Here is a 22,054-nt window from a genome sequence, read left to right on the forward strand (position 1 = left end):
CCTGGGCGTGCGCTGTCAGGCGATTCGCCCGAACAGCCGGTCGACGGCGGCCGACGACGTGTCGAACGGGTCCTTCGTCACGATCGCGTGCAGCGGATGGTCGGTGAGCTTCAGGGTCGTCCAGTCGACGGCGTAGTCCAGGCCGCGCTCCCGGGCGCGGGCCACGAAGTCCGCGCGCACGCGGGCCCGGGTGGTGGGCGGGGCGGTCTCCACGGCGGACCGGGCGGCGTCCTCGGGCAGCAGGCGCGCGACGGCGCCGCGCCGCAGCAGCATGCGGAACAGCCCCCGGTCGGGGTCGATGTCGTGGAAGGCCAGGTCCAGCTGGGCGAGGCGGGGCGCGTCCCAGCCCAGGTCGTGGTGGGCCCGGTAGTCCTCCAGCAGGCGCAGCTTGATCGCCCAGTCGATGCGGTCCTCGATGCGGGACCGGTCACCGGTGCGGACGGCGTCGAGCACCTCGCCCCACAGGGTGAGGATCTCCCCCACCCGGTCGTGGTGGGCACCCTCCGCGGCGACGAAGGCGCGGGCCCGCTCGAGGTAGTGCTCCTGCAGCTCGAGGGCGGAGGCCTCCCCCTCCCGGAGCGCGATGCGGGCCGTGCCGGTGAGGTCGTGGGAGATCTGCCGCACCGCACGGGTGGGGTGGGCGACGACGCGGTCCCCGAGCGGGAAGCCCGCCTCGATCATCCGCAGCAGCAGGTCGGTGGTGCCGAAGCGCAGCAGGTGGGTGTGCTCGGAGAGGTTCGTGTCCCCCACGATCACGTGGAGGCGCCGGTACTCGGAGGCGTCCGCGTGCGGCTCGTCCCGCGTGTTGATGATCGGCCGGGACCGCGTGGTGGAGGAGGACACGCCGTCCTGCACGAAGTCGGCGCGCTGGGAGAACGCGAAGTGGGCCGGGCCCTCGCCCTCGGGCCACGTGCCGGCGGGCACGACGCGGCCCGCGCCCACGAGGATCTGCCGGGAGACGAGGAACGGGACGAGCGCCTCGGTGAGCCGCCGGTACTCGGTGCGCCGGCGCAGCAGGTAGTTCTCGTGGGAGCCGTAGGAGCTGCCCGAGGAGTCGGCGTTGTTGCGGTAGAGGTGGATCCGGCCGCCGACCCCGTCCGCGGCCATGCGCTCCTCGGCCTGGACCACGAGGTCGTGCAGCAGCAGGTCCCCCGCCCCGTCCGAGGCGATGAGCTCGTCGAGCGTCGAGCACTCGGCGGTCGCGTACTCGGGGTGGGACCCGACGTCGAGATAGAGCCGGGAGCCGTTGGACACGAACACGTTCGAGGACCGCCCCCACTCGACCACGGGCCGGAAGAGGTAGCGGACGACCTCTTCGGGGCTGAGCGGGCGCCCCTGCGGGTTCCAATGCTGGACGCCGTACTCCGTCTCCAGCCCGAAGATCCGGCGGGCGCGGTCCGCGTCGGTCACTGGCCGCCCTTCTGGACGAAGCCCTTGACGAACTCCTCGGCGTTGGACTCCAGCACCGAGTCGATCTCGTCCAGCAGGCTGTCCAGGCCCTGGTCCTGGGCCGCGGGCTTCACGTGCGCCTGGCCCGCCGCGGCGCCGGTCTCGTCGTCGCCGCCGGACGGGCGTGGGCGGATCTGCTCCCGGGACATGGTGGCCTCCTCGTGCGTCGACGCGGGTCGGTGTGCTCCGTCCGCGTCCACCCATCCTGCCCCACGCGCGGGCCACGTTTCAGCCCCACGTCCCCGGGTTGCCCCGCGCTGGCAGGATGGGGGCATGCGTCTGTGGACCCTTCACCCCCGCCACCTCGACCGTCAGGGCCTGACGGGCGCCTGGCGCGAGGCCCTGCTCGCGCAGGCCGTCCTGGCCGGCCGCACGCGCGGGTATCGGGACCACCCGCAGCTGCTGAGGTTCCGGGAGCACCCGGACCCGTCCGGCGCGATCGGCGCGTTCCTCTCCGGCCTCGAGGCCGAGGCCACGGCGCGCGGCTATCGCTTCGACCACTCCCGGATCGACCGGCCGTGCCCCGCCCCCGACGGCGCGGTGCGCATCCCGCCCGCCGGTCTCGCACCGATCCCGGCCACCACGGGCCAGCGCGACCTGGAGTGGCGTCACCTGTGCGCCAAGCTGGCCGCGCGCAGCCCCGCCTGGCTCGAACGGTGGTCGGACACGCCCGTCCCCGACGTGCACCCGCTGTTCACGATCGTCCCGGGGCCGGTCGCCTCCTGGGAGCGCGCCTGAGGGCGGGCCGCGGTCGGGCCCGGTCTGGCACGGTGGGCGCATGATCCGCGACGAGAGCATCGAGAGCTATCTGGGGCGCCTCGCCTCCGGCGAGCCCACCCCCGGCGGCGGCGCGACGGGCGCGCTCGCGGTCGCCGAGGGCGCCGGACTGCTGGCCATGGCGGCCCGGTTCAGCGCGGCCGAGGAGGACGCTCGGGCATCGGAGGGCCTGATCGCGGCGTGCCTCGGCCTCGCCGACGGCGACGAGCGGGGCTTCGGCGCCGTGGCCGAGGCGTTCGGGCTGCCCCGCGACACCCCGGAGGACCGGGCCCGGCGCTCGGCCGCGATCCAGGCCGCCCTGGCCGAGGCCGTCCGGCCGCCCCGCGGGATCGTCGACGTCGCCGAGCGTGCGCTGGACCTGGCCGAGCGTGTGCTGGACGCGGCGAACCCGAACGTGCTCTCCGACGTCGGTGCGGCGCTCGGCTGCGTCCGGGGCGGCCTCACCGCCGCCGCGGTCACCCTCGAGACCAACCTGGGCCCCCTCCGCGACGAGGGCCTGGAGGGCGTCCTGCGCACCGACGTCGACCGGGCGGGCCGTCTCGTCGCGCGGGCGGACGCCCTGCTGGGCCGCGTGCGCGCGGCCGTCGCGGGCTGAGCGCCCGCCCTCGCCTCAGGCCCGCGCGCCGAACAGCGGCGGCAGCGTGGCCACGAGCGCCTCGTCGTCGGGCCGGGGCGCGGCGGCGTCCTCCCACCAGCCGGGCAGGTCCACGGCGGCGCCGACCAGCGGCTCGGCCAGGTGCAGCCGGTGCACCCGCTCCCCCGCCCCGCGCAGCAGCAGCGTCTCCCACGCGGCGCCGGCCACGCGGTCACCGTGGCGGCCCACGAGGTTGCCGCGGGTCCACGCGCGGGTGGCCCGCGGCGGCGTGGCGACGGCGGCACGGATCTCCGCCTCGTCGGCGAGCGTCCGGAGGGCGCCGGCGGCCACGAGGCGGCGGTGCAGGGAGCGGGCCGGGCGCAGGTCGGCGTACTGCAGGTCCACCATCGCGAGGCGGGGGTCGGTCCAGTCCGCGCCCGTGCGGGCCCGCAGGCCCTCGAGGACGCGCAGCTTGGCCGCCCAGTCGGCGCGGTCGCTCAGGGACAGCGGATCCGCGGTGGCGTCGTCGAGGTCGATGGCCCAGGCCTCCAGCACCTCGCGCGTCTGCGGATCCGTCACCCCGAAGGCGGCGCAGTGGGCGCGGGCCGCGTCCAGGTAGGACCGCAGGATCTGCAGCCCGGTCCAGTGCCGGCGCACGGGGCCGTCCGCGGTGCGTTCGAGCAGCGGCACCGTGGCCCGCAGGCCCGGGTCGTGGCTGATCGTCTGCAACGCGGCCACCGGGTCGTCCAGGGTGAGCCGGGGCGCGGTCCCGGCCTCGGCCATCGCGAGGACGAGCGCGGTCATGCCCATCCGCAGCCACGTGGCGTGCTGGCTCAGCGTCGCGTCGCCGATGATCACGTGGAGCCGGCGGTAGGCCTCGGGACGGGCGTGCGGCTCATCCCGCGTGTTGACGATCGGCCGGTGGATCGTGGTCTCCAGCCCCACGGGCTCCTCGAAGTAGTCGGCCCGCTGGGACAGCTGGAAGCCCGGCCGCTCCCCCGCCGGGCCGAGTCCCACGCGGCCCGCGCCCACGAGCACCTGCCGTGCCGCGAAGAACGGCAGCAGGACGGCGGTGAGCTCCTCGAAGTCGAGGGACCGGGCCACGAGGTAGTTCTCGTGCGCGCCGTAGGACTGGCCCTTGCCGTCCACGTTGTTCTTGTAGACCAGCACCTCCGGGGCGCCGTCGGCCTGGCCGATGTGCTCGGCCGCCGCCTGGGCGACCAGGTCCCCGGCGGCGTCCCAGACCATGGCATCCCGCGGGGTGGTCGTCTCCGGCGACGAGTACTCCGGGTGGGCGTGGTCCACGTACCAGCGCGCGCCGTTGGCCAGCACGGTGGACAGCAGCAGGTGCACGGGCTCCCCGTCCGGGCCCACGAGCGCCTCGTCGGTCAGCTGCGAGGGATGCGCCGCCGAACGCGGCAGCCGCCAGCCGCGCGCGTCCACGAGCGGCGACTCCCCCGTGTAGTCCCACTCCGTGCCGGCCACCGTCGAGCCGGACCGGGTCACCAGGTCCGCGTACGCGTTCACGAGCTCGACCGAGAGCACGCTGTGGTGCGCCCCCGGGTTGGCCGGCGCGTGGATGCCGAACTCGGTCTCCGTGCCCATCACCCGGTGCACGCCCCAGCCGGCGGCGTCCCGCCCGTTCGGGGGCACGGCCGCGCCGTGGAACAGCCGGCGCTGGCCCTCGAAGGCGGGGGTCGGGCCGACGTCGACGGCGACGGCCCGGGTGAAGCCGTCCGCGGCCCCGCGGCCGAACGCGCTCATGCCCCGACCCCCCGGACCATGCGCAGCGAGCGCAGCCGAGGACCGCGCCAGCCGGAGGTGCGCGCCCACTCGGCGGGCGCGACCGTGGCCAGCAGGTCCGTCTGGTCCTCCAGCACCGCGGCCACGGCCTCGCGCAGGTGGCCCTCGCGGACGCCGAGCGCGGCCGGGGCCTGGCCGGCGGCCAGGTAGTCGCGCACCGCGTGCCGCTTGGCGCGGTCCACGACGTCGGCCACCACGGCGCCCGAGACGAGGTCGGCCAGGTGCAGGGCGTGGGTCGTGCCGGACACGTCCGTCAGCTCCGCCAGCGCGGTGTCCGCGCCGCGGTCGTAGAGGGCGGCGACCGTCCGGGCGATGAGCGTCGCGCGGGCCGCGTCCGCGGAGCCGGCCGCGACGACGTCGTCGGCGTGCAGGGGCACGTCTACGGTGAGGTGCTTGGCCATGATCTCCGCGGCGCCGTCGGCGTCGGGACGGTCCACGCGGATCTTCACGTCCAGTCGGCCGGGGCGGAGCACGGCCGGGTCGATCATGTCCTCGCGGTTGGAGGCGCCGATGACGATCACGTTCTCGAGGGCCTCGACGCCGTCGATCTCGGTGAGCAGCTGCGGGACGATCGTGGTCTCCACGTCCGAGGAGACGCCGGAGCCGCGCGTGCGGAACAGCGACTCCATCTCGTCGAAGAAGATGACCACGGGGAAGCCGGCGTCGGCCTTCTCGCGGGCCCGGTCGAAGATGACGCGGATCTGCCGCTCGGTCTCGCCCACGTACTTGTTCAGCAGCTCGGGTCCCTTGACGTTGAGGAAGAACGAGCGCTCGCCGTCCGCGCTGCGGGCCGAGAGGGCGTTGGCCACGGCCTTGGCGAGCATGGTCTTGCCGGTGCCGGGCGGGCCGTACAGCATGATCCCCTTGGGGGCGCGCAGGCCGTGCTCGCGGTAGACCTCGGGGTGCAGGAACGGGATCTCGACGGCCTCGCGGATCCGGTCGATCTGCGGGCCGAGGCCGCCGATGTCCTCGAATGTGACGTCCGGGACCTCTTCCAGCAGCACCTCGTCCACCTCGGACAGCTCGACCCGCCGCAGCGCCCATTCGACGCGGGCGTCCACGGTGACGGCGTCCCCGTGGCGCAGCTCGACACCCTCCAGCGCGGGCGCGCGTCGCACCACGCGCTCCTCGTCCGCCGTGCCGGCCAGGACGAGGCCGCCGTCGGGCAGCGCCTCCTTGACGCGCAGCAGCTGACCCGACCCCGTGCCCGGGGCGACGCCGACGATCGAGCTGGACTCATCCAGCAGCACCTGGGCGCCGGGGGTGAGGCGGGCGGCGTCGAGCAGCGGGGAGACCGTCACGCGCAGCCGCCGGCCGTTCTGCACGACGTCCGCTCCCCCGCGCACCACGGCGCCGGTCTCCACGCCCTCCTCGGGCTCGCGCGGGGCGTGGACGGCCTCGAGGGTGGCGAAGGTGAACGGCGGATGCGTGACGGCGTCCAGGTTCTCCTTGAGCGTCGTGATCTCGGCGCGCGTGGCCTCGAGCAGCTCGACCATGCGCCGGTTGTTGCGGGCGGCCGTCTGCGTCTGGGCCTCGGCGGCCCGACGGCGTTCGCTCAGGCCGGCGGCGTGCCGCTGGGCGGACTGCAGCTGGTGCCGCAGCCGTTCGGCCTCGGCCTGGGACTGCCGCAGCAGCTCCCGTGCCTCGGCGAGGCGCTGCTCGGCGTGCTCCGTGCCTGATTGCGCGTGGTGGTCCACCGGTGCTCCGTCCACTCAGTCCTGCTCCCCGGTCGGGGTCCTCCCACCGTACGCGTCCACGCCCTGCTCGGCGGCGCGTGACCGCGCGGCCATGAGGCGGGCCTCCTTCGCCGCCTTGCGCGCCTTCTTGTCCGTGACCGGCCGTTCGCCGAGGGCCTCGGGCGTCCACCGGGCCTCGTCGGCCGGCTGCCAGGCCTCGACGTCCTCGGCCCTGAACTCGGAGACCTTGGAGCGCTTCTTCAGGCGCAGCGCCTCCTCGCCCGAGGCCAGGCGGCGGGCCGTGAGGAGGAAGCCGGTGTGCGCGACCATGCGGTGGTCGGGGCGCACGGCGAGCCCGTCCAGGTGCCAGCCGCGCACGAGGGTCTCGTTGGCCTCGACCTGCGTGAAGCGGCCCGAGTCCCGGATGGCCTCGGCCACGCGGGAGAGCTGGGTGGCGGTGGCCACGTAGTTCAGCCACACACCGCCGGGGGCCAGGACCTCGGCGACGGCGTCGAGGCATTCCCAGGGGGCCAGCATGTCCAGGACCACCCGGTCCACGGAGCCCGGCTCGTGGACCTTGGGCATCTCCTCCTGCGCGTCGCCGAGGTGCACCGACCAGGCGGGGTGCTCGGCGCCGAAGAAGGCCTCCACATTGGCCCGGGCGACGTCCGCGAACTCCGGGCGGCGCTCGTAGGAGTGCAGGCGACCGTGGTCGCCCACGGCGCGCAGCAGGGACATGGACAGGGCGCCGGAGCCCACGCCGGCCTCGACCACGACGGCGCCCGGGAAGATGTCCGCCTGCTGCACGATCTGCGCCGCGTCCTTCGGGTAGACCACCGTGGCGCCGCGGGGCATGGACAGGACGAAGTCGTTCAGCAGGGGGCGCAGCACCTGGTACGGCTGGCCGGCCGAGTTCTCGACCACGACGCCCTCGAAGCCGCCGATCAGGTCGTCGTGCCGCAGCACGCCCTGGTAGCTGTGGAACTCCCCGCCGGGCAGCAGGGTGATCGTGTTGAGGCGGCCCTTCGCGTCCTTGATCTGCACGCGCTGGCCGGCCCGCAGGGGGCCGCGGCGCGCGCTCACGCCGGTGGGTTCGGTCATGGGGGGCTCCTTCGGTTCAGGGACGCCGCGTCGCGTCGACGGCGGCGAGGATCGTCTCGCGGGGCACCACGGAGCGCACGAGGCCGTGCGCGTCGGTCAGCACCCACACGGGGGTCTGGGGGTCGGCCAGGCGGGCGGCCAGGTCGGGACCGGCGGCGGGGACGTCGTCGCGGACGAGGACGGCCTCCGGAGCCAGGGCGACGGCGACCGCGGCCAGGGCGGTGGTCGTGCGGCGCGCCGGGGTCAGGCCCGCCGCGGCCGTGAGGTCCAGCACGCCGCGGGGCCGACCGGCCCCGTCCACGGCCACGACGGCGCGGCGGCCGCCGTCCGCCTGGGCCAGGGCCTCGGCGAAGCTGAGGTGCTCGGGCAGGGCGATGGCGGGCGCCTCGACCTGCTCGAGCCGCAGGGTCTCCAGCCGGCGGCTCCAGCGCCCGTGGCGCACGGCGTCGTCGGCGCCCCGCCACAGCGTGAGGGCGACCCAGGCCGCCAGGACGACGACGAACAGGTCCGGCGCGCGGCCCGCGAGGGTCGGGGGGCCGAGCACCGCCGCGAGGACGCCCACCGCGACGACGCGCCCGGCCCAGCCGGCCGCCTCGACGCCACGGGCCCGGGAGCCGGTGGCGGCCCAGACGGCGGACTCGACCATGCGGCCGCCGTCGAGCGGGGTGCCCGGCAGCGCGTTGAACGCGGCCAGGAGGAGGTTGGCCCACACCGTGACCTCGAGCAGCAGGGCGGGAACGGACGGGCCGGGCACGGCGCGGGCCGCCAGATGGGCGAGGCCCGCGAGCACGAGGTTCGCGGCGGGGCCGGCCATCGCGGTGAGGACCGTGTCCAGCGGTCGAGCGGACGGGCTGCGGAACTGGGTGTGCCCGCCCCACAGGGTGAGCGCGATCTCCTCGGTGCGCTGGCCGAAGGCGCGGCCGGTGAGGGCGTGGGCGGCCTCGTGGACCAGGACGGAGAGGGCCAGGAGCACGGCGTACCCCAGGGCGACCGCGTAGGCGCCGCCGCCGATCGCGGGCAGCGCGCGCTGGATCTGCGGGCCGAACGCGAGGGTGATGACCGCGGCGATCAGGAGCCAGGACCAGGACAGGCGCACCGGCGCGCCGGCGATCGTGCCCAGCCGGACGGAGGCGGGCCCGCTCATCCGGCCCCGTCCGCCCCGGGCCCGCGCGCGGCGGCGATCCGGCGGACCGCGGCGAGGTCGGCCGGCGTGCGGCCGGCGAGCGTCGTCCACTCGACGGTCGCGAGCCCCGCCGGCAGCGGCAGCACGCTGGGCACGCCGACCGTCGGCAGGCCCGCGGCCACGGCCGCGCCGACGCCCACCGGGGAGTCCTCGACCGCCACACAGTCGGCGGCCGTCAGCCCCGGTGTCCGCTCGGCCAGCAGCTGCAGGCCCAGCTGGTACGCCTCCGGGTCGGGCTTGCCCCGGGAGACCATGTCCCCCGAGACGACGACGTCCAGCGTGCCCGCCGGCGCCCGCTCGGCCAGTGCGCGGGCCAGTGGGGCATGGGACATCGTCACGAGGGCGCCCGGCACGCCGGCCTCGGCGAGCGCGACGAGCAGCTCCCGGGCACCCGGCCGCCATGGCACCCCACGGACGACCCCCTGGACGACCTCGTCCATCGTCAGGTCGATGATCCGCTGCACGGGCAGGTCCAGCCCGGCCTCCTGCAGGCGGCGCGCTCCCTCGTCGAGGGGGCGTCCCACGAGGGAGGCGGCCAGGTCATCCGACCAGGTGCCGCCGTGCTCGACCACCAGGCGGCGCTGGACGGCGTTCCACAGGGGCTCCGTGTCCACGAGGGTGCCGTCCATGTCCCACAGGACGGCGCGTGGCAGGCGGCGGGCACGGTCGTCCGGGGCGGGCGCGGGGTGGCGGGGCATGGAGTGCATCCTATCGAGCGCCGCCGCCGGGGTGTGCCGGGCGGGTCGCGGGCCGTGGCCCCGTCGTCGGGCCGTGTCTAGGCTGGCCGCCATGACCGACGCTACCTCCGAGGACCAGCCGGACGACGTCCTGGGCCCGCTGCGGACCCACCTGACGGCGACCGTGGACGAGCTCGAGGCCGGGCGGCGGGCCCCCACGGTCCTGTTGCTGGCCTTCGAGGGGTGGAACGACGCCGGGGAGGCCGCGACCGGGGCCCTGGGCGCGCTGCGGGAGCAGTGGGACGCGGCGGACGCGGGACGGGTGTGCGACGGCGAGTTCTACGACTACCAGGTCACTCGACCCCTGGTCCGGCGCGACGCCGACGGGCTGGGGACGCTGGACTGGCCGGCGGTCACCCTGCACGAGGCGCTCCTGGACCGTGAGGGTCGGCCCGTCGCGGGCGAGGCCGCCCCGCCGGACGGGGTGCGTGTGCTCCTCGCCGTCGGCGTGGAGCCGAACGTGCGGTGGCGCGCGTTCCTCGAGGAGCTGTTCACGGCGGCCGACGCGCGTGACGTGGACGCCGTCGTGACGCTGGGCGCGCTGCTGGCGGACGTGCCCCACACCCGGCCCCTGCGCGCCCGCCCGACCTCGCCGCTCGTGGACGTGCGGGTGGCCGTCGGCGCGGACCGTCCGGTCTACGAGGGGCCCACCGGGATCATCGGCGTCATCGCGGACGAGGCCGCGCGCCGCGGCCTGCCGAGCCTCTCGCTGTGGGGGACGGTGCCCCACTACGTGGCCCAGGCGCCCTCCCCCAAGACGCTGCTCGGGCTGGTCGAGGCGGTCGAGGACCTGCTGCACGTGAGCGTGTCCACGCGCGGGCTCGAGGACGACGCGAGGGCCTGGCAGCGCGGCGTGGACGAGCTGGCCGCCGAGGACCCCGACGTCGCCGCCTACGTCCGGCAGCTCGAGGAGGCCCAGGACACCCAGCAGCTGCCGGAGGCCTCGGGCGAGTCGATCGCGCGGGAGTTCGAGCGCTATCTGCGCGGGCGCGGCGGACGCTGACGCCCGGCCGCGCCCGGCGGGGTCAGCGCAGGCGCAGACCCAGCAGCGCCGCCACGACGTCGACCACCGACACCGGGTCGGCGGCGGCCTCGGCCAGGCCCGGCAGGGTGCCGGCCGCCCATGCGTCGAGGGCCTCCAGCGCGCGGGGGGCGTCGAGGTCGTCCGAGAGCGCCGCGTGCACCGCGTCCAGCACGGCGACGCCGGCGGCGGCATGCGGTCCGTCCAGGGCGGCGCGCCAACGGGCCACCCGCGCCTGGGCGTCGGCCAGCACCTGCTCGGACCACTCCCAGTCCGACCGGTAGTGGTGCGCGAGGATCGCCGCGCGGACGGCCACCGGCTCGACGCCCCGCGCCCGCAGGCGGGAGACGAGTTCGAGGTTGCCGAGGGACTTGGACATCTTCTCGCCGTCCAGGGCCACCATGCCGGTGTGCGCGTAGGTGTGCGCGAGCGGCAGGCCGTCGACGGCGGTGGCGTGCGCGGCGGAGAACTCGTGGTGCGGGAACCGCAGGTCGGAGCCGCCGCCCTGCACCGTGAACGGAGCCGGCAGGTGGGCCCGGGAGATCACGGAGCACTCGATGTGCCAGCCGGGCCGGCCGGAGCCGAGCGACCGCCCGTCCCAGGCCGGCTCGCCCTCGCGGTGCACACGCCACAGCAGCGGGTCCAGCGGGTCGCGCTTGCCGGGGCGGTCGGGATCGCCTCCCCGCTCCGGGAACACCGCGGCCATCTCGTCCAGGCCCATCGCGGAGACCTGCCCGAGACGCCAGTCGGTCGCGGACTGGGCCGCGCGGACGTCGAAATAGACGTCCCCGTCGGGCTCGCCGTCGCCGCCCGGCACGCGGTAGGCCCGGCCCGCCGCCAGCATCGTCTCGACGGCGTCCACCACCAGGCCCACCGCCTCGGTCGCGCCGACGTAGTGGTCCGGGGCGAGCACCTCGAGGGCGGCCATGTCCGCACGGAACAGGTCGGTCTGCTCCTCGGCGAGCGCGCGCCAGTCGACGCCGGTCGCCTCGGCCCGCTCGAGCAGGGGGTCGTCCACGTCGGTCACGTTCTGGACGTAGGCGACCTCGAGACCGGCCGCGCGCCAGTAGCGGTGCAGCAGGTCGAAGGCCACGTAGGTGCTCGCGTGGCCGAGGTGCGTCGCGTCGTACGGGGTGATCCCGCAGACGTACAGCGAGGCGCGCTGGGCGTCGTTGCCCGGATGCCGGGTCCGTCCCGTGGCGGTGTCGTGCAGCCGCAGCCGGTCGGGGCGGCTCGGCACGGCGGGCGGGGCGGGGGTGCTCCAGGACTTCACGGGACTCCTCACATCGGGGTGGTTCGGCGGTGCCGGGCCGTCATGCCCGGCGGCGGGAGCGGGCTCAGGCGTTGATGACGCCCGCACCCAGCAGGGCGAACAGGACGCCGCCCAGGAGGATGCGGTACCAGACGAACGGCAGGAACGAGTTGGTGCTGATGAAGCGCATGAGCCAGGCGATGACCGCGTAGGCCACCACGAAGGCGATCGCGGTCGCGACCAGCGTCTCCCCCATGCCGTACGGGCCCTGCGTGCCGGGATCGGTGAGCGAGGTGTACAGCTTGTACAGGCCGGAGGCGAACACGGCGGGCACCGCCAGCAGGAACGCGTAGCGGGTGGCGGCGGGCCGGGTGTAGCCCATGGCCAGGCCGGCCGCGATGGTGCCGCCGGAGCGCGAGACGCCCGGGATCAGCGCGAGGGCCTGGGCCAGGCCGTAGAGGACGCCGTCCCGCACGGTGAGCTTCTCGAGCGGCTTGGTCTGACGGCCGAGCCGGTCCGCCAGGGCGAGCAGGACGCCGAACACGATGAGCATGGTCGCCGTGATCCACAGCGACCGGAACTCCGTGTCGATCCAGTCCTCCAGCAGCAGGCCCAGGACCGCGATCGGGATCGAGCCCACGATGATCAGCCAGCCCATGCGCGCATCGGGGTCCGAGTGCGGGATCCGCCCCGTGACCGCGGCGCACCACCGGCCGATGATGCGGGTGATGTCGCGCCAGAAGTAGATGAGGACCGCCAGCTCCGTGCCGAGCTGCGTGATGGCCGTGAAGGCCGCCCCCGGGTCGGTCGCGGAGGGCAGGAACTCGCCCACGATGCGGATGTGGGCGGAGGAGGAGATGGGCAGGAACTCCGTGAGGCCCTGCACCAGGCCCAGGATGATGGCTTCGATCCACGTCACGGAGGGTCACTGTACGCCACGGCCCCGGGTGGGAACCCGGGGCCGTGCGGTCCGTCACGAGCGGGACGGTCAGTCGTCGTCGTCCTCGTCGTCGAAGAGGTCGAGCGGGGTGACCTCCTCGGTGTCCGCGTACAGGGCGTCCTCGTAGGCCTCGAAGGCGTCGGCCACGGCGAAGAAGGCGGCTTCGACGGCGGGGTCGTCCTCGCCCCGCTTGTTCTGCGCGGCCACGAGGTGTTCGTTCAGGGCGGTGGTGAGGGCCTCGAGGGCCATGCGGGCGTCAGAGCTCATGGGTGAACGGTAACCCGGTGGCCGGTGACGCGGCCAGGGGTGGGCCGTGCGGGACCGGCCGCCGGACCCGACGCCGTCTGCCAGGATGGGCGGGTGCGTGAACAGCTGATGTCCTCGACCCTCGACGCGATCTCCCGCGGACAGAAGTGGGAGTACCTGGTGATGACGGTCGCCGCCCACGAGTCCCTCGCCGACGCCCGGCGGCGCCTCGTGGAGCACGCGGAGTACGGCCAATGGGAGCTGCAGCGCTCCGTGCACTACCGTGACGGGGCGCGCCGCTACTGGATGCGCCGCCGGGTGATGCGCGTGGCCTCGACCCTGCAGACCCTCTGAGGCGCGGGCGCGACGACGGCGCCCCGGCCGTCGTCGCCGCCCGCTGCCCGGATCAGCGCGGCTCCAGCATCCGCTCGAGCACCCGGCAGCCGAACTCGAGCGCGTCCACGGGCACCCGCTCGTCGATGCCGTGGAACAGGGACGTGAAGGCCAGGTCGGCAGGCAGGCGCATGGGCGCGAAGCCGTAGCCGGTGATGCCCAGCCGGGAGAGGGACTTGTTGTCCGTGCCCCCGCCGAGCATGAACGGCAGCACCTGGGCCTCGGGGTCCTCCGCCTGTAGCGCGGCGATCATCAGCTCCACCAGGTCTCCGGAGAAGGGGGTCTCCAGGGCGACGTCCCGGTGCTCGGGTGCGATGGTCACCTCGGGGCCGGCGAGCTCGGCGATCGTGGCGAGGGCGGACTCCTCCTCCCCGGGGATCAGGCGGACGTCCACGGTGCCGGTGGCCGAGGACGGGATGACGTTGTGCTTGTAGCCGGCGGTCAGCCCCGTCGGGTTGGACGAGGTGCGCAGGGTGCCGGCCACCCAGGAACGGGCCTGCCCGAGCGCGTCGAGCTGGGGCGTCGGGTCCGTCTCATCGAAGTCCACGCCCATGATCTCGGCCACCTGTTCGAGCAGCGCGCGCGTGGTCTTGGTGTACACGAGCGGCCACTCGTGCCCGCCGATGCGGGTCATGGCGCCGGCCAGCCGGGTGACCGCGTTGTCCGGGTGCGGGGCCGAGCCGTGCCCGGGGGCGCCCTCCGCGGTGAGGTTGAGCCAGGCGAGCCCCTTCTCCGCGGTCTGCACGAGGTAGGCGCGCGAGCCGTGCACCTCGGTGGAGAAGCCCCCCACCTCCGAGATCGCCTCGGTGCACCCGTCGAACACCTCGGGGTGGTGATCCACGACCCAGCGTGCGCCGTAGACGCCGCCGGCCTCCTCGTCGGCGAAGAACGCGACCGTCAGGGGTCGCCGCGGCCGGCGGCCCGTGCGGGCCAGGTGCAGCAGCACCGCGAGCACCATGGCGTCCATGCCCTTCATGTCCACGGCGCCGCGCCCCCAGATCATGCCGTCCTTGAGCTCGGCGCCGAACGGGTCCACGCTCCACTCGTCCGCCTCGGCGGGGACCACGTCCGTGTGCCCGTGGATGACGAGCCCCGGCGCCTCCGGATCCCAGCCCGGCAGGTGTCCGACGACGGAGACCCGGCCCGGCGCCGACTCGAAGAAGCGGGGGGTCATCCCCGCCTCGGTCATGAGCCGGGCGCAGTACTCCGCGGCCTCGGGCTCACCGACGGAGACGTTGCCCCCGCGGTTGGTCGTGTCGATCCGGATGAGGTCGCGGCAGATCTCCACGACGCGGTCCTCGGGGCGCGAGCGGGCGGGGTTCTCGATGTTCTCGACCATGGTTTTGAGCCTAGCCCGAACCCGTGCTATCTTTCTCGAGTTGCCTGGAGCGGGACGGACCGGACAGGACCGGAGTGCGGTGGGCGACGGAGCCTCTCCCAGGGCTCCACCGATGAGCGCGAGTGGCGGAATTGGTAGACGCGCAGCGTTGAGGTCGCTGTGTCCGCAAGGACGTGGGGGTTCAAGTCCCCCCTCGCGCACCGCTCGTCGAGCAGCAGGGCCCCGGTCGTCACGACCGGGGCCCTGCGTGTTCCCCGGCCCGGCGTCCCCTCTAGAGTGGTGTCCGTGCGACGGCAGGCGCCGTCGGTGGAACCGCACGACGGCATGGAGGACCCGATGGCCCTGGAAGCCCCCGCACTGCTGCATCGGCTCGCGCGAGCCCACGGGGTGCAGCCCGAGTACGTCGGGCAGGACGGCTCGGCCCAGACCGTGCCGGACGAGGCCCTCGTGAAGGTGCTCGCCGCTCTCGGGGTGTCGGTCCGTCCGGACGGGGTCGCCGCTCTGGCCGAGGCGCTGGAGGAGGCGGAGACGGCCCCCTGGCGGGACGTGCTCCCGCCCACCGTGGCCGCCCGGTCCGGCCACCGCCTGTCCGTGCCGTGCCACGTGGCCGCGGGCGAGCCGGTCGTGGCCCGCGTGCGCACGGAGGACGGGCGGACCCTCGAGGTGAGCGTGAGCGAGCCGGTGTCCGAGGTCCGCCTCGTGGACGGCGTCGAGCGCGAGCGCGTCCACGTGCAGATCCCCGCCGACCTCGCCCCGGGCTGGCACCGGCTGGAGGTGACCAGCGGCTCCGGCTCCACCGCCTCCGCGGTCCTGGTCTGCGCCCCGTCCCGGCTGAGCACGGCGCGTCCCTTCCTCGAGCGCCGCGGCTGGGGCGCGGCCGCGCAGGGCTACTCGGTGACCTCGGCGGACTCGTGGGGCATCGGCGACGCGGCGGACATGGCGTCCCTGGCCGAGATCGTCGCCCGGCACGGCGCCGACTTCCTGCTGCTGCACCCCCTGCACGCGGTCGAGCCCGGCCCCCATCCGGCGGACTCCCCCTACTCCCCCGTCTCCCGTCGGTTCCTCTCGGCGCTGATCGTGCACGTGCCCTCGATCCCCGAGTTCGCCGACCTGCCCGCCGCGGAGCAGGCGGAGCTGCGGTCGGCCGGCGCCCGCGTCCAGGCGGAGCTGGAGCGCACCGGCCGGATCGATCGGGCCGCCGTCGCCGCCGTCCTGTGGCCCGCGCTGCGCCGCGTGCACGAGGTGCCCCGCTCCCCCGAGCGCGAGGCCGCCTACGCGCGGTTCCGCGCCGAGGCCGGCCCGGGCCTGGACGACTTCGCCCTCTGGTCCGTCCTGCGCCTGGACGGCGACGGCACCGGGCCCGATCTCGCCGACCCGGCCTGGGCGCCGGGCGGGGTCGAGGCCGAGCGGGTCCGCGTCGAACGCGCGACCGACGTCGACCTGCACCGCTGGGTGCAGTGGATCGCCGCCGAGCAGCTCGCCGGCGTGCACCAGCGGGCCCGGGCGGCCGGCATGCGCATGGGCGTCATGGTGGACCTGGCGGTCGGGGCGACCGGCGAGACCGCGGACGCGTGGATGCTCGGGGACGTGCTGGTGCCGACCATGTCCGTCGGCGCGCCGCCCGAGCTGTTCAACCAGCTGGGCCAGGACTGGTCACAGCACCCCTGGCATCCGCGCCGCCTGGCCGAGACCGGCTACGCCGCGTTCCGGGACATGCTGCGCACGGTGCTGCGCGGCGCGGGCGGCATCCGCATGGACCACGTCCTGGGGCTGTTCCGCCTGTGGTGGATCCCGGAGGGCGCCGGTGCCACCCAGGGCGCGTACGTCGAGTACGACCACGAGGCGATGCTCGCCGTGCTCACGCTCGAGGCCGAGCGGGCCGGCGTCGTCGTGGTGGGCGAGGACCTCGGCACGTTCGAGCCGTGGGTGCAGCGCCGCCTGGCCGAGGCCGGCGTGCTCGGCACGTCGATCCTCTGGTTCGAGCAGGAGGACGGCGAGCCCACCCCGCCGGAGCGCTACCGGCGGCTGGCCATGGCGGCGGTGAACACGCACGACCTGCCGCCCACGGCCGGCTACCTCGAGGGCGTCCAGGTGGACCTGCGCGAACGGCTGGGCCTCTACACCGTGGACGTCGCCCAGGAACGCCGCCGGTCGGCGGAGGAGGTGCGCGCGTTCCTCGCCGCCGCGGCCCGGCGCGGGCTGCTCGCCGAGGCGGACGTGGACGTCCCCGACGCCGGCCCCGAGGTGCGCGAACGCCAGATCGTGGCCCTGCACCGCCTGCTCGCGCAGGCGCCCTCGGCCCTGCACAGCGTGGCGCTCGTGGACGCCGTGGGCGAGCGGCGCATCCAGAACCAGCCCGGCACCCTCCAGGACCAGTACCCGAACTGGACCGTGCCGCTCGGCGACGGCGCCGGACGGATGGTCTCCGTCGAGGACCTGGCGGACTCGGCGTCGGCGGCCCGACTGTTCGACGCCGTGGACGCCGAACTGCGGTCGTCCGTGCCGGTGGGGATCGGGGTCAGCCTGCACACCTCCCCCCTGGCCCAGCCCGGCCGCGGCGACGCCGGCGGCATGAACGTCTACGTGCGGCAGGCCGCCGTCGCCCTGGCCCGCCGGGGCGTGCGGATGATCCTGCTGACCCGGGCGGAGGAGCCGGTGGGAGCGGACGGCGCACGGGTCCGGATGGTGGACGCCGGCGGGCAGGCCCCGCCGGTCACGGTCGTGGACCTCGCCGCCGGGCCGTCCGCTCCCGTGCCCAAGGAGGAGCTGGCGGGACTCGGCGCCGAGTTCACCCGCGCGGCCCTGGACTGGCTCGCCTCGGACGCCGTGCCGGGCGGCCCCGTCCTCGGTGGCGCGGACGCCCCGCCCGTCGCGTTCGTGCACGGCCACTACTGGCTCTCCGGGTCCACCGCCGCGGCGCTGGCGCGGGCGGCCCACGCCCCGTACCTGCAGACCATGCACACCACGGCGGCGGCGAAGATGCTCGAGGACCCCGAGCTGCGCGAGCCGGACGCCCGGGTCGAGGCCGAACGCGGAATCGTCGAGCGGGCCGACCTGCTCGTGGTCAACTCCGCCGCCGAGGTCGCCGACCTGCGCGAGCTGCTGGACGTGCCCCGCGCCCGCACCCGGGTGCTGCCCCCCGGGGCCGACCTCGAGACGTTCACGCCGGACGGCGCCGCGCAGTGGCCGGGCGCGCCGGAGGACGACGGGGCCCTGCGCGTCCTGTTCGCCGGTCGCGTGCAGCGTCACAAGGGCCCGCACCTGCTCGTGTCCGCCCTCGGGGTGCTGCGCGAGCGGGCCGGTGGCGCGGGCGTCGACCCGGGCGTGCGCCTGCATGTGAACGGGGCCGCCTCGGGGGACAACGGACTGGACCTGGCGGGACTGGCCGCGCGGGAGGGGGTCGCCGACCTGGTGACGTTCTCCGGGCCGGTGCCCGCGCCTGCCCTGGCCGCCCAGTTCCGGGCGGCGGACGTCGTGGCGATGCCGAGCGCGTCCGAGACCTACGGCCTGGTCGCCCTCGAGGCACAGGCCTGCGGCACGCCCGTGCTGGCGCACCGGGTCGGCGGACTGGTCTACGCGGTCCTCGACGGCGTGTCCGGCCGCCACGTGACGGCGGGCACCCCCGAGGCGTGGGCCGAGGCCCTGGCCGAGATCCTGGCGGATCGTGATGCCTGGGCGGCACTGGGGACCGGCGCCGTGCGCCACGCCGCCGGTCACTCGTGGGAGGCCTACGCGGACGGGCTGCTCGAGGCCGTCGCCGCCGTGCCGCGGCGGTCGCCCGGGCTGGACGCCTGACCGCCCGAACGCACCGGCCCGCCGAGACAGCGAGTCTCGGCGGGCCGGTGCGCGGGCCCGGGGGCCGTCAGGACTCGAGCGGAGTGATCTCCCCGGAGAAGTGCGGGCGCCGGCGCCGCGCATCCCAGCCGTACACGCGCGTGCCGCCGTCAGGCCCGGGCTCGTAGCGGACGGCCACGGTGGTCGGCAGCACGACGGGCGCCTCGAAGTCGATGTGCCAGCGGAACCCGGCGCCGGCCGGCTCACGGCCCTCGAGCATCCGGGCGGCCAGGAACATCCCGTGGGCGATCGCGCCCTTCATGCCGAACAGTCGAGCCGAGACGCCCGTCAGGTGGATCGGGTTCCAGTCCCCGGAGACGCCCGCGTACCGGCGTCCGGCCCCCGTCCCGAAGCGCCACTGGGCGGTCGGCGTCGGGGGCACGAAGTCCGGGCGGGCGGGCCGCTCGGGACGCAGGCCGGAGAGGTGGACGCCCTTGGCGAGGTACCGGGAGACGCCCTCCCACAGCAGTGCCTCCCCGCCGTCGTCGCCGGGCCCCTCGACGGTCACGACGACGTCCACGGCGGTACCCGCGTGGTGCGGGACGAGACCCACCGCACGCGCGGTGACGCGCAGGGCGGTCTCAGCCGGGACGGGCCGGTGGTGCAGGACGGTGTTGCTCAGGTGCACCAGCCCGGGCAGGGGCAGCGGGAACTCGGGGTCGGCCATCAGCTCCATCGCCGCGCCGAACACCTGGGTGTGCACCAGGACCGAGGGCAGGTCCGCCGGATCCGCGGACCCGACGGCCCCGCGCCACGCGGTCACGGCCTCGGCCGGGATGCGGTGGCCGGTCACGACCACCTGACGGTCCGGGAGCTCGCGGGGACGGCGCCGACGGACGACGGCGTCCGTGGCGGCCCGCCCCGCGGCGCGGACGTAGAGCCGGCCGAGGGAGGGCGGGGCGGACAGCTGCGTGGTCTGCATCCTCACGCCCCCAGCTTCGACTGGCCGCAGACCCGCAGCGTGGCCCCGTTGGTGCCTCCGGCGGCGTCCGAGGCGAGCCAGGCCACCGTCTCGGCCACGTCCTGCGGCAGACCGCCCTGCTGCAGCGCGTTGAGCCGCCGGCCCACCTCGCGCGTGGCGAGCGGGATCTTCGCGGTCATCTCGGTCTCGATGAAGCCCGGGGCCACCGCGTTGATCGTGCCCCCGCGGGCCGCGAGGACCGGGGCGGACGCCGCCGTCAGGCCGATGACCCCGGCCTTCGAGGCCGCGTAGTTCGTCTGGCCGCGGTTGCCCGCGATGCCGGAGATGGAGGCCAGGCCCACGATGCGCAGCCCCTGACCCGCCACGTCCCGGGCGTCCTCGGCGAGGAACGCCTCGTTCATGGCCAGCTGGGCCGTGGTGTTCACGGCGAGGACGGAGTCCCAGCGCGCGGCGTCCATGTTGGCCAGCATCCGGTCCCGGGTGATCCCGGCGTTGTGCACCACCACGTCCATCCGGCCGTGCCGGGTGCGGCAGTGCTCGAGGATGCGAGCGCCCGCGTCCGGCGCCGTGATGTCCAGGGCGAGCGCCGTGCCGCCGACCTCGTTCACGACCTCGGCCAGCGCCTCGCCCGCCGCCGGGACGTCCACGCCGACGACCACGGCCCCGTCGCGGGCGAGCGTCCGCACGATGGCGGCGCCGATGCCGCGGGCGGCACCGGTGACCACGGCGACCTTGCCGGCCAGCGGGCGCGCCGCGTCGGCGGGGACAGCGCCGTCGGCGGTGGCGACGGGCACGAACTGGCCGGAGACGTACGCCGCGCGGCCGGAGAGCAGGAACGCGAGCGCGCCGGCCGCACCGGGGGCGGTGAGCGGCACGCCCTCGCCCAGGACCAGGCCGTTGGCCGTGCCGCCGCGGCGCATCTCGTGCGCGATGGAGCGGGTCAGGCCCGTCACGCCCTGGCGGGCGGCGCGCAGGGTCGGGTCCGTGGCGGCCTCGGGGTCCTCGAACACCGTCACCACGCGCGAGGAGGAGCCCAGCGAGCGCAGCGCGCCGCCGATCTCCAGCGCCACCGCGCCGAGGTCCGCGGGCGTGGCGACCCCGTCGAAGCACGCGACGATCGCCGCGTGGCGGGCGCCCTCCCGGGGGGCGTCGGCGACCTCGAGGCCCCACGAGGCCAAGAGGGTGCGGGCGTCCGCGGCTGCGGGGGTCGCGCCCAAGACGAGCACGGAGCCGGGCAGCACGGGGTCGCCGGGGGTGTGCCGGCGCAGCTCGACGGGCTGAGGCAGGCCCAGGGCGCCGGTGAGGCGGCGGCCCAGGGGCGAGGCGACGAAGGTGCCGTAACGGTCGGTCATGGTCGGTCCTCTCGGGTCGGGTCGGTCGGGGCTCAGCGGCCGCGGAGCAGGGCGACGATGCCCTGGCCGCCGGCGGCACAGACGGAGATGAGGCCGAGGGAGCCCTCCCCCTTCTCATGCAGCATCTTGGCCAGCAGGGCGACGATGCGGCCGCCGGTGGCGGCGAAGGGGTGACCGGCCGCCAACGAGGAGCCGTGCACGTTGAGCCGGGCGCGGTCCACCGAGCCCAGCGCACCCGGCAGCCCGAGGCGCTCGCGGCAGTACTCCTCGTCCTCCCAGGCGGCGAGCGTGGACAGGACGGTGCCGGCGAACGCCTCGTGGATCTCCACGAAGTCGAGGTCGTCGAGGGTGAGCCCGTGCCGGGCCAGCAGGCGCGGGACGGCGTAGGCGGGGGCCATGAGCAGGCCCTCGTGTCCGTCGACGAAGTCCACGGCGGCGTTCTCCATGTCCACGAACTCGGCGAGCACGGGCAGTCCGCGCTCGGCGGCCCACTCCTCGGAGGAGAGCAGCACCGCGGAGGCGCCGTCGGTGAGCGGGGTGGAGTTGCCGGCCGTCATGGTCGCCTCGTCCCCCAGCTGGCGGCCGAACGCGGGCTTCAGGCCGGCCAGCTTCTCCGGCGTGGAGTCGGGGCGGAGGTTGTTGTCGCGGGCCAGGCCGTGGAACGGGGTCACCAGATCGTCCATGTACCCGGCGGCGTAGGCGGCGCCGAGGTTCCGGTGGGAGGCCGCGGCGAGCTCGTCCTGGGCCTGACGGGTGATGCCCCACTTGTGGGTGGTCAGGGCCTGGTGCTCGCCCATGGACATGCCGGTGCGCGGCTCGCCCGCGCCGGCCGGCTCGGGCACGAGCTGCCCGGGGCGCAGCTGGGCGAGGGCGCGCAGGCGGTCCTTCGTGGTCTTGGCGGTGTTGAGCTGCAGCAGCACGCGGCGCGCGCCGTCCGAGAGCGAGACGGGCGCGTCCGAGATCGAGTCCACGCCGCCGCCGATGGCGGAGTCGAGCTGGCCGAGCCGGATCTTGTTGGCGAGGGTGCCCAGGGCCTCCATGCCGGTGGCGCAGGCCACCTGGACGTCGGCGGCCGGGGTGGCGGCGGAGAGCGCGGAGCCCAGGACGGCCTCGCGGGTGAGGTTGAAGTTGCGCGGGTGCTTGAGGACGGCGCCGGCGGTGACCTGGCCGATGCGCTCGCCCTGGAGCCCGAACCGCGCGACGAGGCCGTCGAGCGTGGCCGTGAGCATCTCCTGGTTCCCGGCCTCGGCGTAGGCGGTGTTGGCACGGGCGAAGGGGATGCGGTTGCCGCCCAGGATGACGGCGGGGCGCAGCGCTCCACCGGCGACGGCGGGGCGGGAGGCGGTCTCGGACGCGGGGGTCTCGTGGTGGGTCATGACGGTCCTCTCGACGGCGGGCCCACCGCCGACGCGGCGGGGGCGTTTCCACCCCGGACGATACGGACATCGGCGGGGT

General features: G+C 75.6%; 19 protein-coding genes and 1 tRNA gene. 6 read left to right on the forward strand and 14 right to left on the reverse strand.

Translation table 11 applies throughout. From position 1 onward, the window contains the following. Nucleotides 1–15 precede the first annotated feature (15 nt). Together pafA and G6R13_RS00125 are read right to left on the reverse strand one after the other, a co-directional pair. Nucleotides 16–1,410: a Pup--protein ligase gene (pafA, locus tag G6R13_RS00120; protein WP_134416991.1), complete on the reverse strand. Its 1,395-nt coding sequence runs from the start codon at nt 1,408–1,410 to the stop codon at nt 16–18. Further along, nucleotides 1,407–1,598, reverse strand: a complete 192-nt coding sequence (locus G6R13_RS00125) for a ubiquitin-like protein Pup (RefSeq protein WP_061867274.1) — start codon at nt 1,596–1,598, stop codon at nt 1,407–1,409. The genes pafA and G6R13_RS00125 overlap by 4 nt, the downstream gene beginning before the upstream one ends. 124 nt (nt 1,599–1,722) lie before the next feature. Between G6R13_RS00125 and G6R13_RS00130 the strand changes: the two genes are divergently transcribed. Continuing rightward, a complete protein-coding gene (locus tag G6R13_RS00130; protein WP_036336875.1) occupies nt 1,723–2,187 on the forward strand; it encodes a pyrimidine dimer DNA glycosylase/endonuclease V in 465 nt (154 codons plus the stop codon). Nucleotides 2,188–2,227: 40 nt separating this feature from the next. After that, a complete protein-coding gene (locus tag G6R13_RS00135; RefSeq protein ID WP_159833163.1) occupies nt 2,228–2,821 on the forward strand; it encodes a cyclodeaminase/cyclohydrolase family protein in 594 nt (197 codons plus the stop codon). Nucleotides 2,822–2,836: 15 nt separating this feature from the next. On the opposite strand, the gene dop is transcribed toward G6R13_RS00135, so the two are convergent. The 5 genes from dop to G6R13_RS00160 are packed head-to-tail and all read right to left on the reverse strand — an operon-like array spanning nt 2,837 to nt 9,261. Beyond that, complete coding sequence (dop, locus tag G6R13_RS00140; protein ID WP_061873144.1) at nt 2,837–4,564, reverse strand: depupylase/deamidase Dop; 1,728 nt, start codon at nt 4,562–4,564, stop codon at nt 2,837–2,839. Then, nucleotides 4,561–6,315 (reverse strand): proteasome ATPase, encoded by a 1,755-nt coding sequence (arc, locus tag G6R13_RS00145; RefSeq protein ID WP_159833161.1) that lies wholly within the window; start codon nt 6,313–6,315, stop codon nt 4,561–4,563. The genes dop and arc overlap by 4 nt, the downstream gene beginning before the upstream one ends. After that, entirely contained in the window at nt 6,316–7,380 is a 1,065-nt protein-coding gene (locus tag G6R13_RS00150) for a tRNA (adenine-N1)-methyltransferase (RefSeq protein ID WP_159833159.1), read from the reverse strand. 16 nt (nt 7,381–7,396) lie between these two features. Further along, complete coding sequence (locus G6R13_RS00155; protein WP_163720858.1) at nt 7,397–8,524, reverse strand: site-2 protease family protein; 1,128 nt, start codon at nt 8,522–8,524, stop codon at nt 7,397–7,399. Then, the gene (locus tag G6R13_RS00160) at nt 8,521–9,261 is read right to left on the reverse strand and encodes an HAD family phosphatase (RefSeq protein WP_051995261.1); all 741 of its coding nucleotides are present in this window, start codon (nt 9,259–9,261) and stop codon (nt 8,521–8,523) included. Before G6R13_RS00160 ends, G6R13_RS00155 begins: the two co-directional genes overlap by 4 nt. Before the next feature lie 91 nt (nt 9,262–9,352). On the opposite strand from G6R13_RS00160, the gene G6R13_RS00165 reads away from it, so the two are divergent. Next, complete coding sequence (locus tag G6R13_RS00165; protein ID WP_036315178.1) at nt 9,353–10,303, forward strand: PAC2 family protein; 951 nt, start codon at nt 9,353–9,355, stop codon at nt 10,301–10,303. 22 nt (nt 10,304–10,325) lie between these two features. Here G6R13_RS00165 and mshC read toward each other — a convergent pair whose 3' ends face one another. The 3 genes from mshC to G6R13_RS00180 all read right to left on the reverse strand — a co-directional run bounded on the left by mshC (nt 10,326) and on the right by G6R13_RS00180 (nt 12,780). Next, nucleotides 10,326–11,594, reverse strand: a complete 1,269-nt coding sequence (gene mshC / locus G6R13_RS00170) for a cysteine--1-D-myo-inosityl 2-amino-2-deoxy-alpha-D-glucopyranoside ligase (RefSeq protein ID WP_159833157.1) — start codon at nt 11,592–11,594, stop codon at nt 10,326–10,328. Nucleotides 11,595–11,658: 64 nt separating this feature from the next. Then, the gene (locus G6R13_RS00175) at nt 11,659–12,492 is read right to left on the reverse strand and encodes an undecaprenyl-diphosphate phosphatase (RefSeq protein WP_159833155.1); all 834 of its coding nucleotides are present in this window, start codon (nt 12,490–12,492) and stop codon (nt 11,659–11,661) included. Nucleotides 12,493–12,561: 69 nt separating this feature from the next. Then, nucleotides 12,562–12,780, reverse strand: a complete 219-nt coding sequence (locus G6R13_RS00180) for a hypothetical protein (RefSeq protein ID WP_036315190.1) — start codon at nt 12,778–12,780, stop codon at nt 12,562–12,564. 93 nt (nt 12,781–12,873) lie between these two features. Between G6R13_RS00180 and G6R13_RS00185 the strand changes: the two genes are divergently transcribed. Beyond that, nucleotides 12,874–13,113, forward strand: coding sequence for a DUF5703 family protein (locus G6R13_RS00185; RefSeq protein ID WP_036315193.1), 240 nt, complete (start codon nt 12,874–12,876; stop codon nt 13,111–13,113). Between the two features lie 52 nt (nt 13,114–13,165). Here G6R13_RS00185 and G6R13_RS00190 read toward each other — a convergent pair whose 3' ends face one another. Continuing rightward, on the reverse strand, nt 13,166–14,491 hold the full coding sequence (locus G6R13_RS00190) for a M20/M25/M40 family metallo-hydrolase (protein WP_102708390.1): 1,326 nt from the start codon (nt 14,489–14,491) through the stop codon (nt 13,166–13,168). Between the two features lie 116 nt (nt 14,492–14,607). Between G6R13_RS00190 and G6R13_RS00195 the strand changes: the two genes are divergently transcribed. Both G6R13_RS00195 and malQ read left to right on the forward strand, forming a co-directional pair. Continuing rightward, nucleotides 14,608–14,691, forward strand: a tRNA-Leu gene (locus tag G6R13_RS00195). Between the two features lie 124 nt (nt 14,692–14,815). Further along, nucleotides 14,816–18,286 carry a 4-alpha-glucanotransferase gene (malQ, locus tag G6R13_RS00200; protein WP_311768744.1) on the forward strand — a complete coding sequence of 1,157 codons (3,471 nt, stop codon included), beginning with the start codon at nt 14,816–14,818 and terminating at the stop codon, nt 18,284–18,286. A gap of 67 nt (nt 18,287–18,353) precedes the next feature. Here malQ and G6R13_RS00205 read toward each other — a convergent pair whose 3' ends face one another. Genes G6R13_RS00205 through G6R13_RS00215 form a run of 3 tightly spaced genes read right to left on the reverse strand, consistent with a single transcriptional unit; the run spans nt 18,354 to nt 21,975 of the window. Continuing rightward, nucleotides 18,354–19,247 (reverse strand): MaoC/PaaZ C-terminal domain-containing protein, encoded by an 894-nt coding sequence (locus G6R13_RS00205; RefSeq protein WP_044658921.1) that lies wholly within the window; start codon nt 19,245–19,247, stop codon nt 18,354–18,356. 2 nt (nt 19,248–19,249) lie between these two features. Further along, nucleotides 19,250–20,599 (reverse strand): 3-oxoacyl-ACP reductase, encoded by a 1,350-nt coding sequence (locus tag G6R13_RS00210; protein WP_036383386.1) that lies wholly within the window; start codon nt 20,597–20,599, stop codon nt 19,250–19,252. Between the two features lie 32 nt (nt 20,600–20,631). After that, the gene (locus tag G6R13_RS00215) at nt 20,632–21,975 is read right to left on the reverse strand and encodes an acetyl-CoA C-acetyltransferase (RefSeq protein WP_061867265.1); all 1,344 of its coding nucleotides are present in this window, start codon (nt 21,973–21,975) and stop codon (nt 20,632–20,634) included. Nucleotides 21,976–22,054: the final 79 nt, after the last annotated feature.

The organism is Micrococcus sp. Alg238-R198 (assembly GCF_900537135.1).
Classification (GTDB): Bacteria; Actinomycetota; Actinomycetes; order Actinomycetales; family Micrococcaceae; genus Micrococcus; species Micrococcus luteus.

What these genes read in the sequence shown, in the direction of transcription:
- G6R13_RS00130 (WP_036336875.1), top strand. Translation starts at nt 1,723, where the DNA reads ATGCGTCTGTGGACCCTTCACCCCCGCCACCTCGACCGTCAGGGCCTG.
- G6R13_RS00180 (WP_036315190.1), bottom strand. Translation starts at nt 12,780, where the DNA reads ATGAGCTCTGACGCCCGCATGGCCCTCGAGGCCCTCACCACCGCCCTG.
- G6R13_RS00125 (WP_061867274.1), bottom strand. Translation starts at nt 1,598, where the DNA reads ATGTCCCGGGAGCAGATCCGCCCACGCCCGTCCGGCGGCGACGACGAG.
- G6R13_RS00215 (WP_061867265.1), bottom strand. Translation starts at nt 21,975, where the DNA reads ATGACCCACCACGAGACCCCCGCGTCCGAGACCGCCTCCCGCCCCGCC.
- G6R13_RS00150 (WP_159833159.1), bottom strand. Translation starts at nt 7,380, where the DNA reads ATGACCGAACCCACCGGCGTGAGCGCGCGCCGCGGCCCCCTGCGGGCC.
- G6R13_RS00165 (WP_036315178.1), top strand. Translation starts at nt 9,353, where the DNA reads ATGACCGACGCTACCTCCGAGGACCAGCCGGACGACGTCCTGGGCCCG.
- G6R13_RS00155 (WP_163720858.1), bottom strand. Translation starts at nt 8,524, where the DNA reads ATGAGCGGGCCCGCCTCCGTCCGGCTGGGCACGATCGCCGGCGCGCCG.
- G6R13_RS00210 (WP_036383386.1), bottom strand. Translation starts at nt 20,599, where the DNA reads ATGACCGACCGTTACGGCACCTTCGTCGCCTCGCCCCTGGGCCGCCGC.
- G6R13_RS00160 (WP_051995261.1), bottom strand. Translation starts at nt 9,261, where the DNA reads ATGCCCCGCCACCCCGCGCCCGCCCCGGACGACCGTGCCCGCCGCCTG.
- G6R13_RS00205 (WP_044658921.1), bottom strand. Translation starts at nt 19,247, where the DNA reads ATGCAGACCACGCAGCTGTCCGCCCCGCCCTCCCTCGGCCGGCTCTAC.
- dop (WP_061873144.1), bottom strand. Translation starts at nt 4,564, where the DNA reads ATGAGCGCGTTCGGCCGCGGGGCCGCGGACGGCTTCACCCGGGCCGTC.
- G6R13_RS00135 (WP_159833163.1), top strand. Translation starts at nt 2,228, where the DNA reads ATGATCCGCGACGAGAGCATCGAGAGCTATCTGGGGCGCCTCGCCTCC.
- G6R13_RS00190 (WP_102708390.1), bottom strand. Translation starts at nt 14,491, where the DNA reads ATGGTCGAGAACATCGAGAACCCCGCCCGCTCGCGCCCCGAGGACCGC.
- malQ (WP_311768744.1), top strand. Translation starts at nt 14,816, where the DNA reads ATGGAGGACCCGATGGCCCTGGAAGCCCCCGCACTGCTGCATCGGCTC.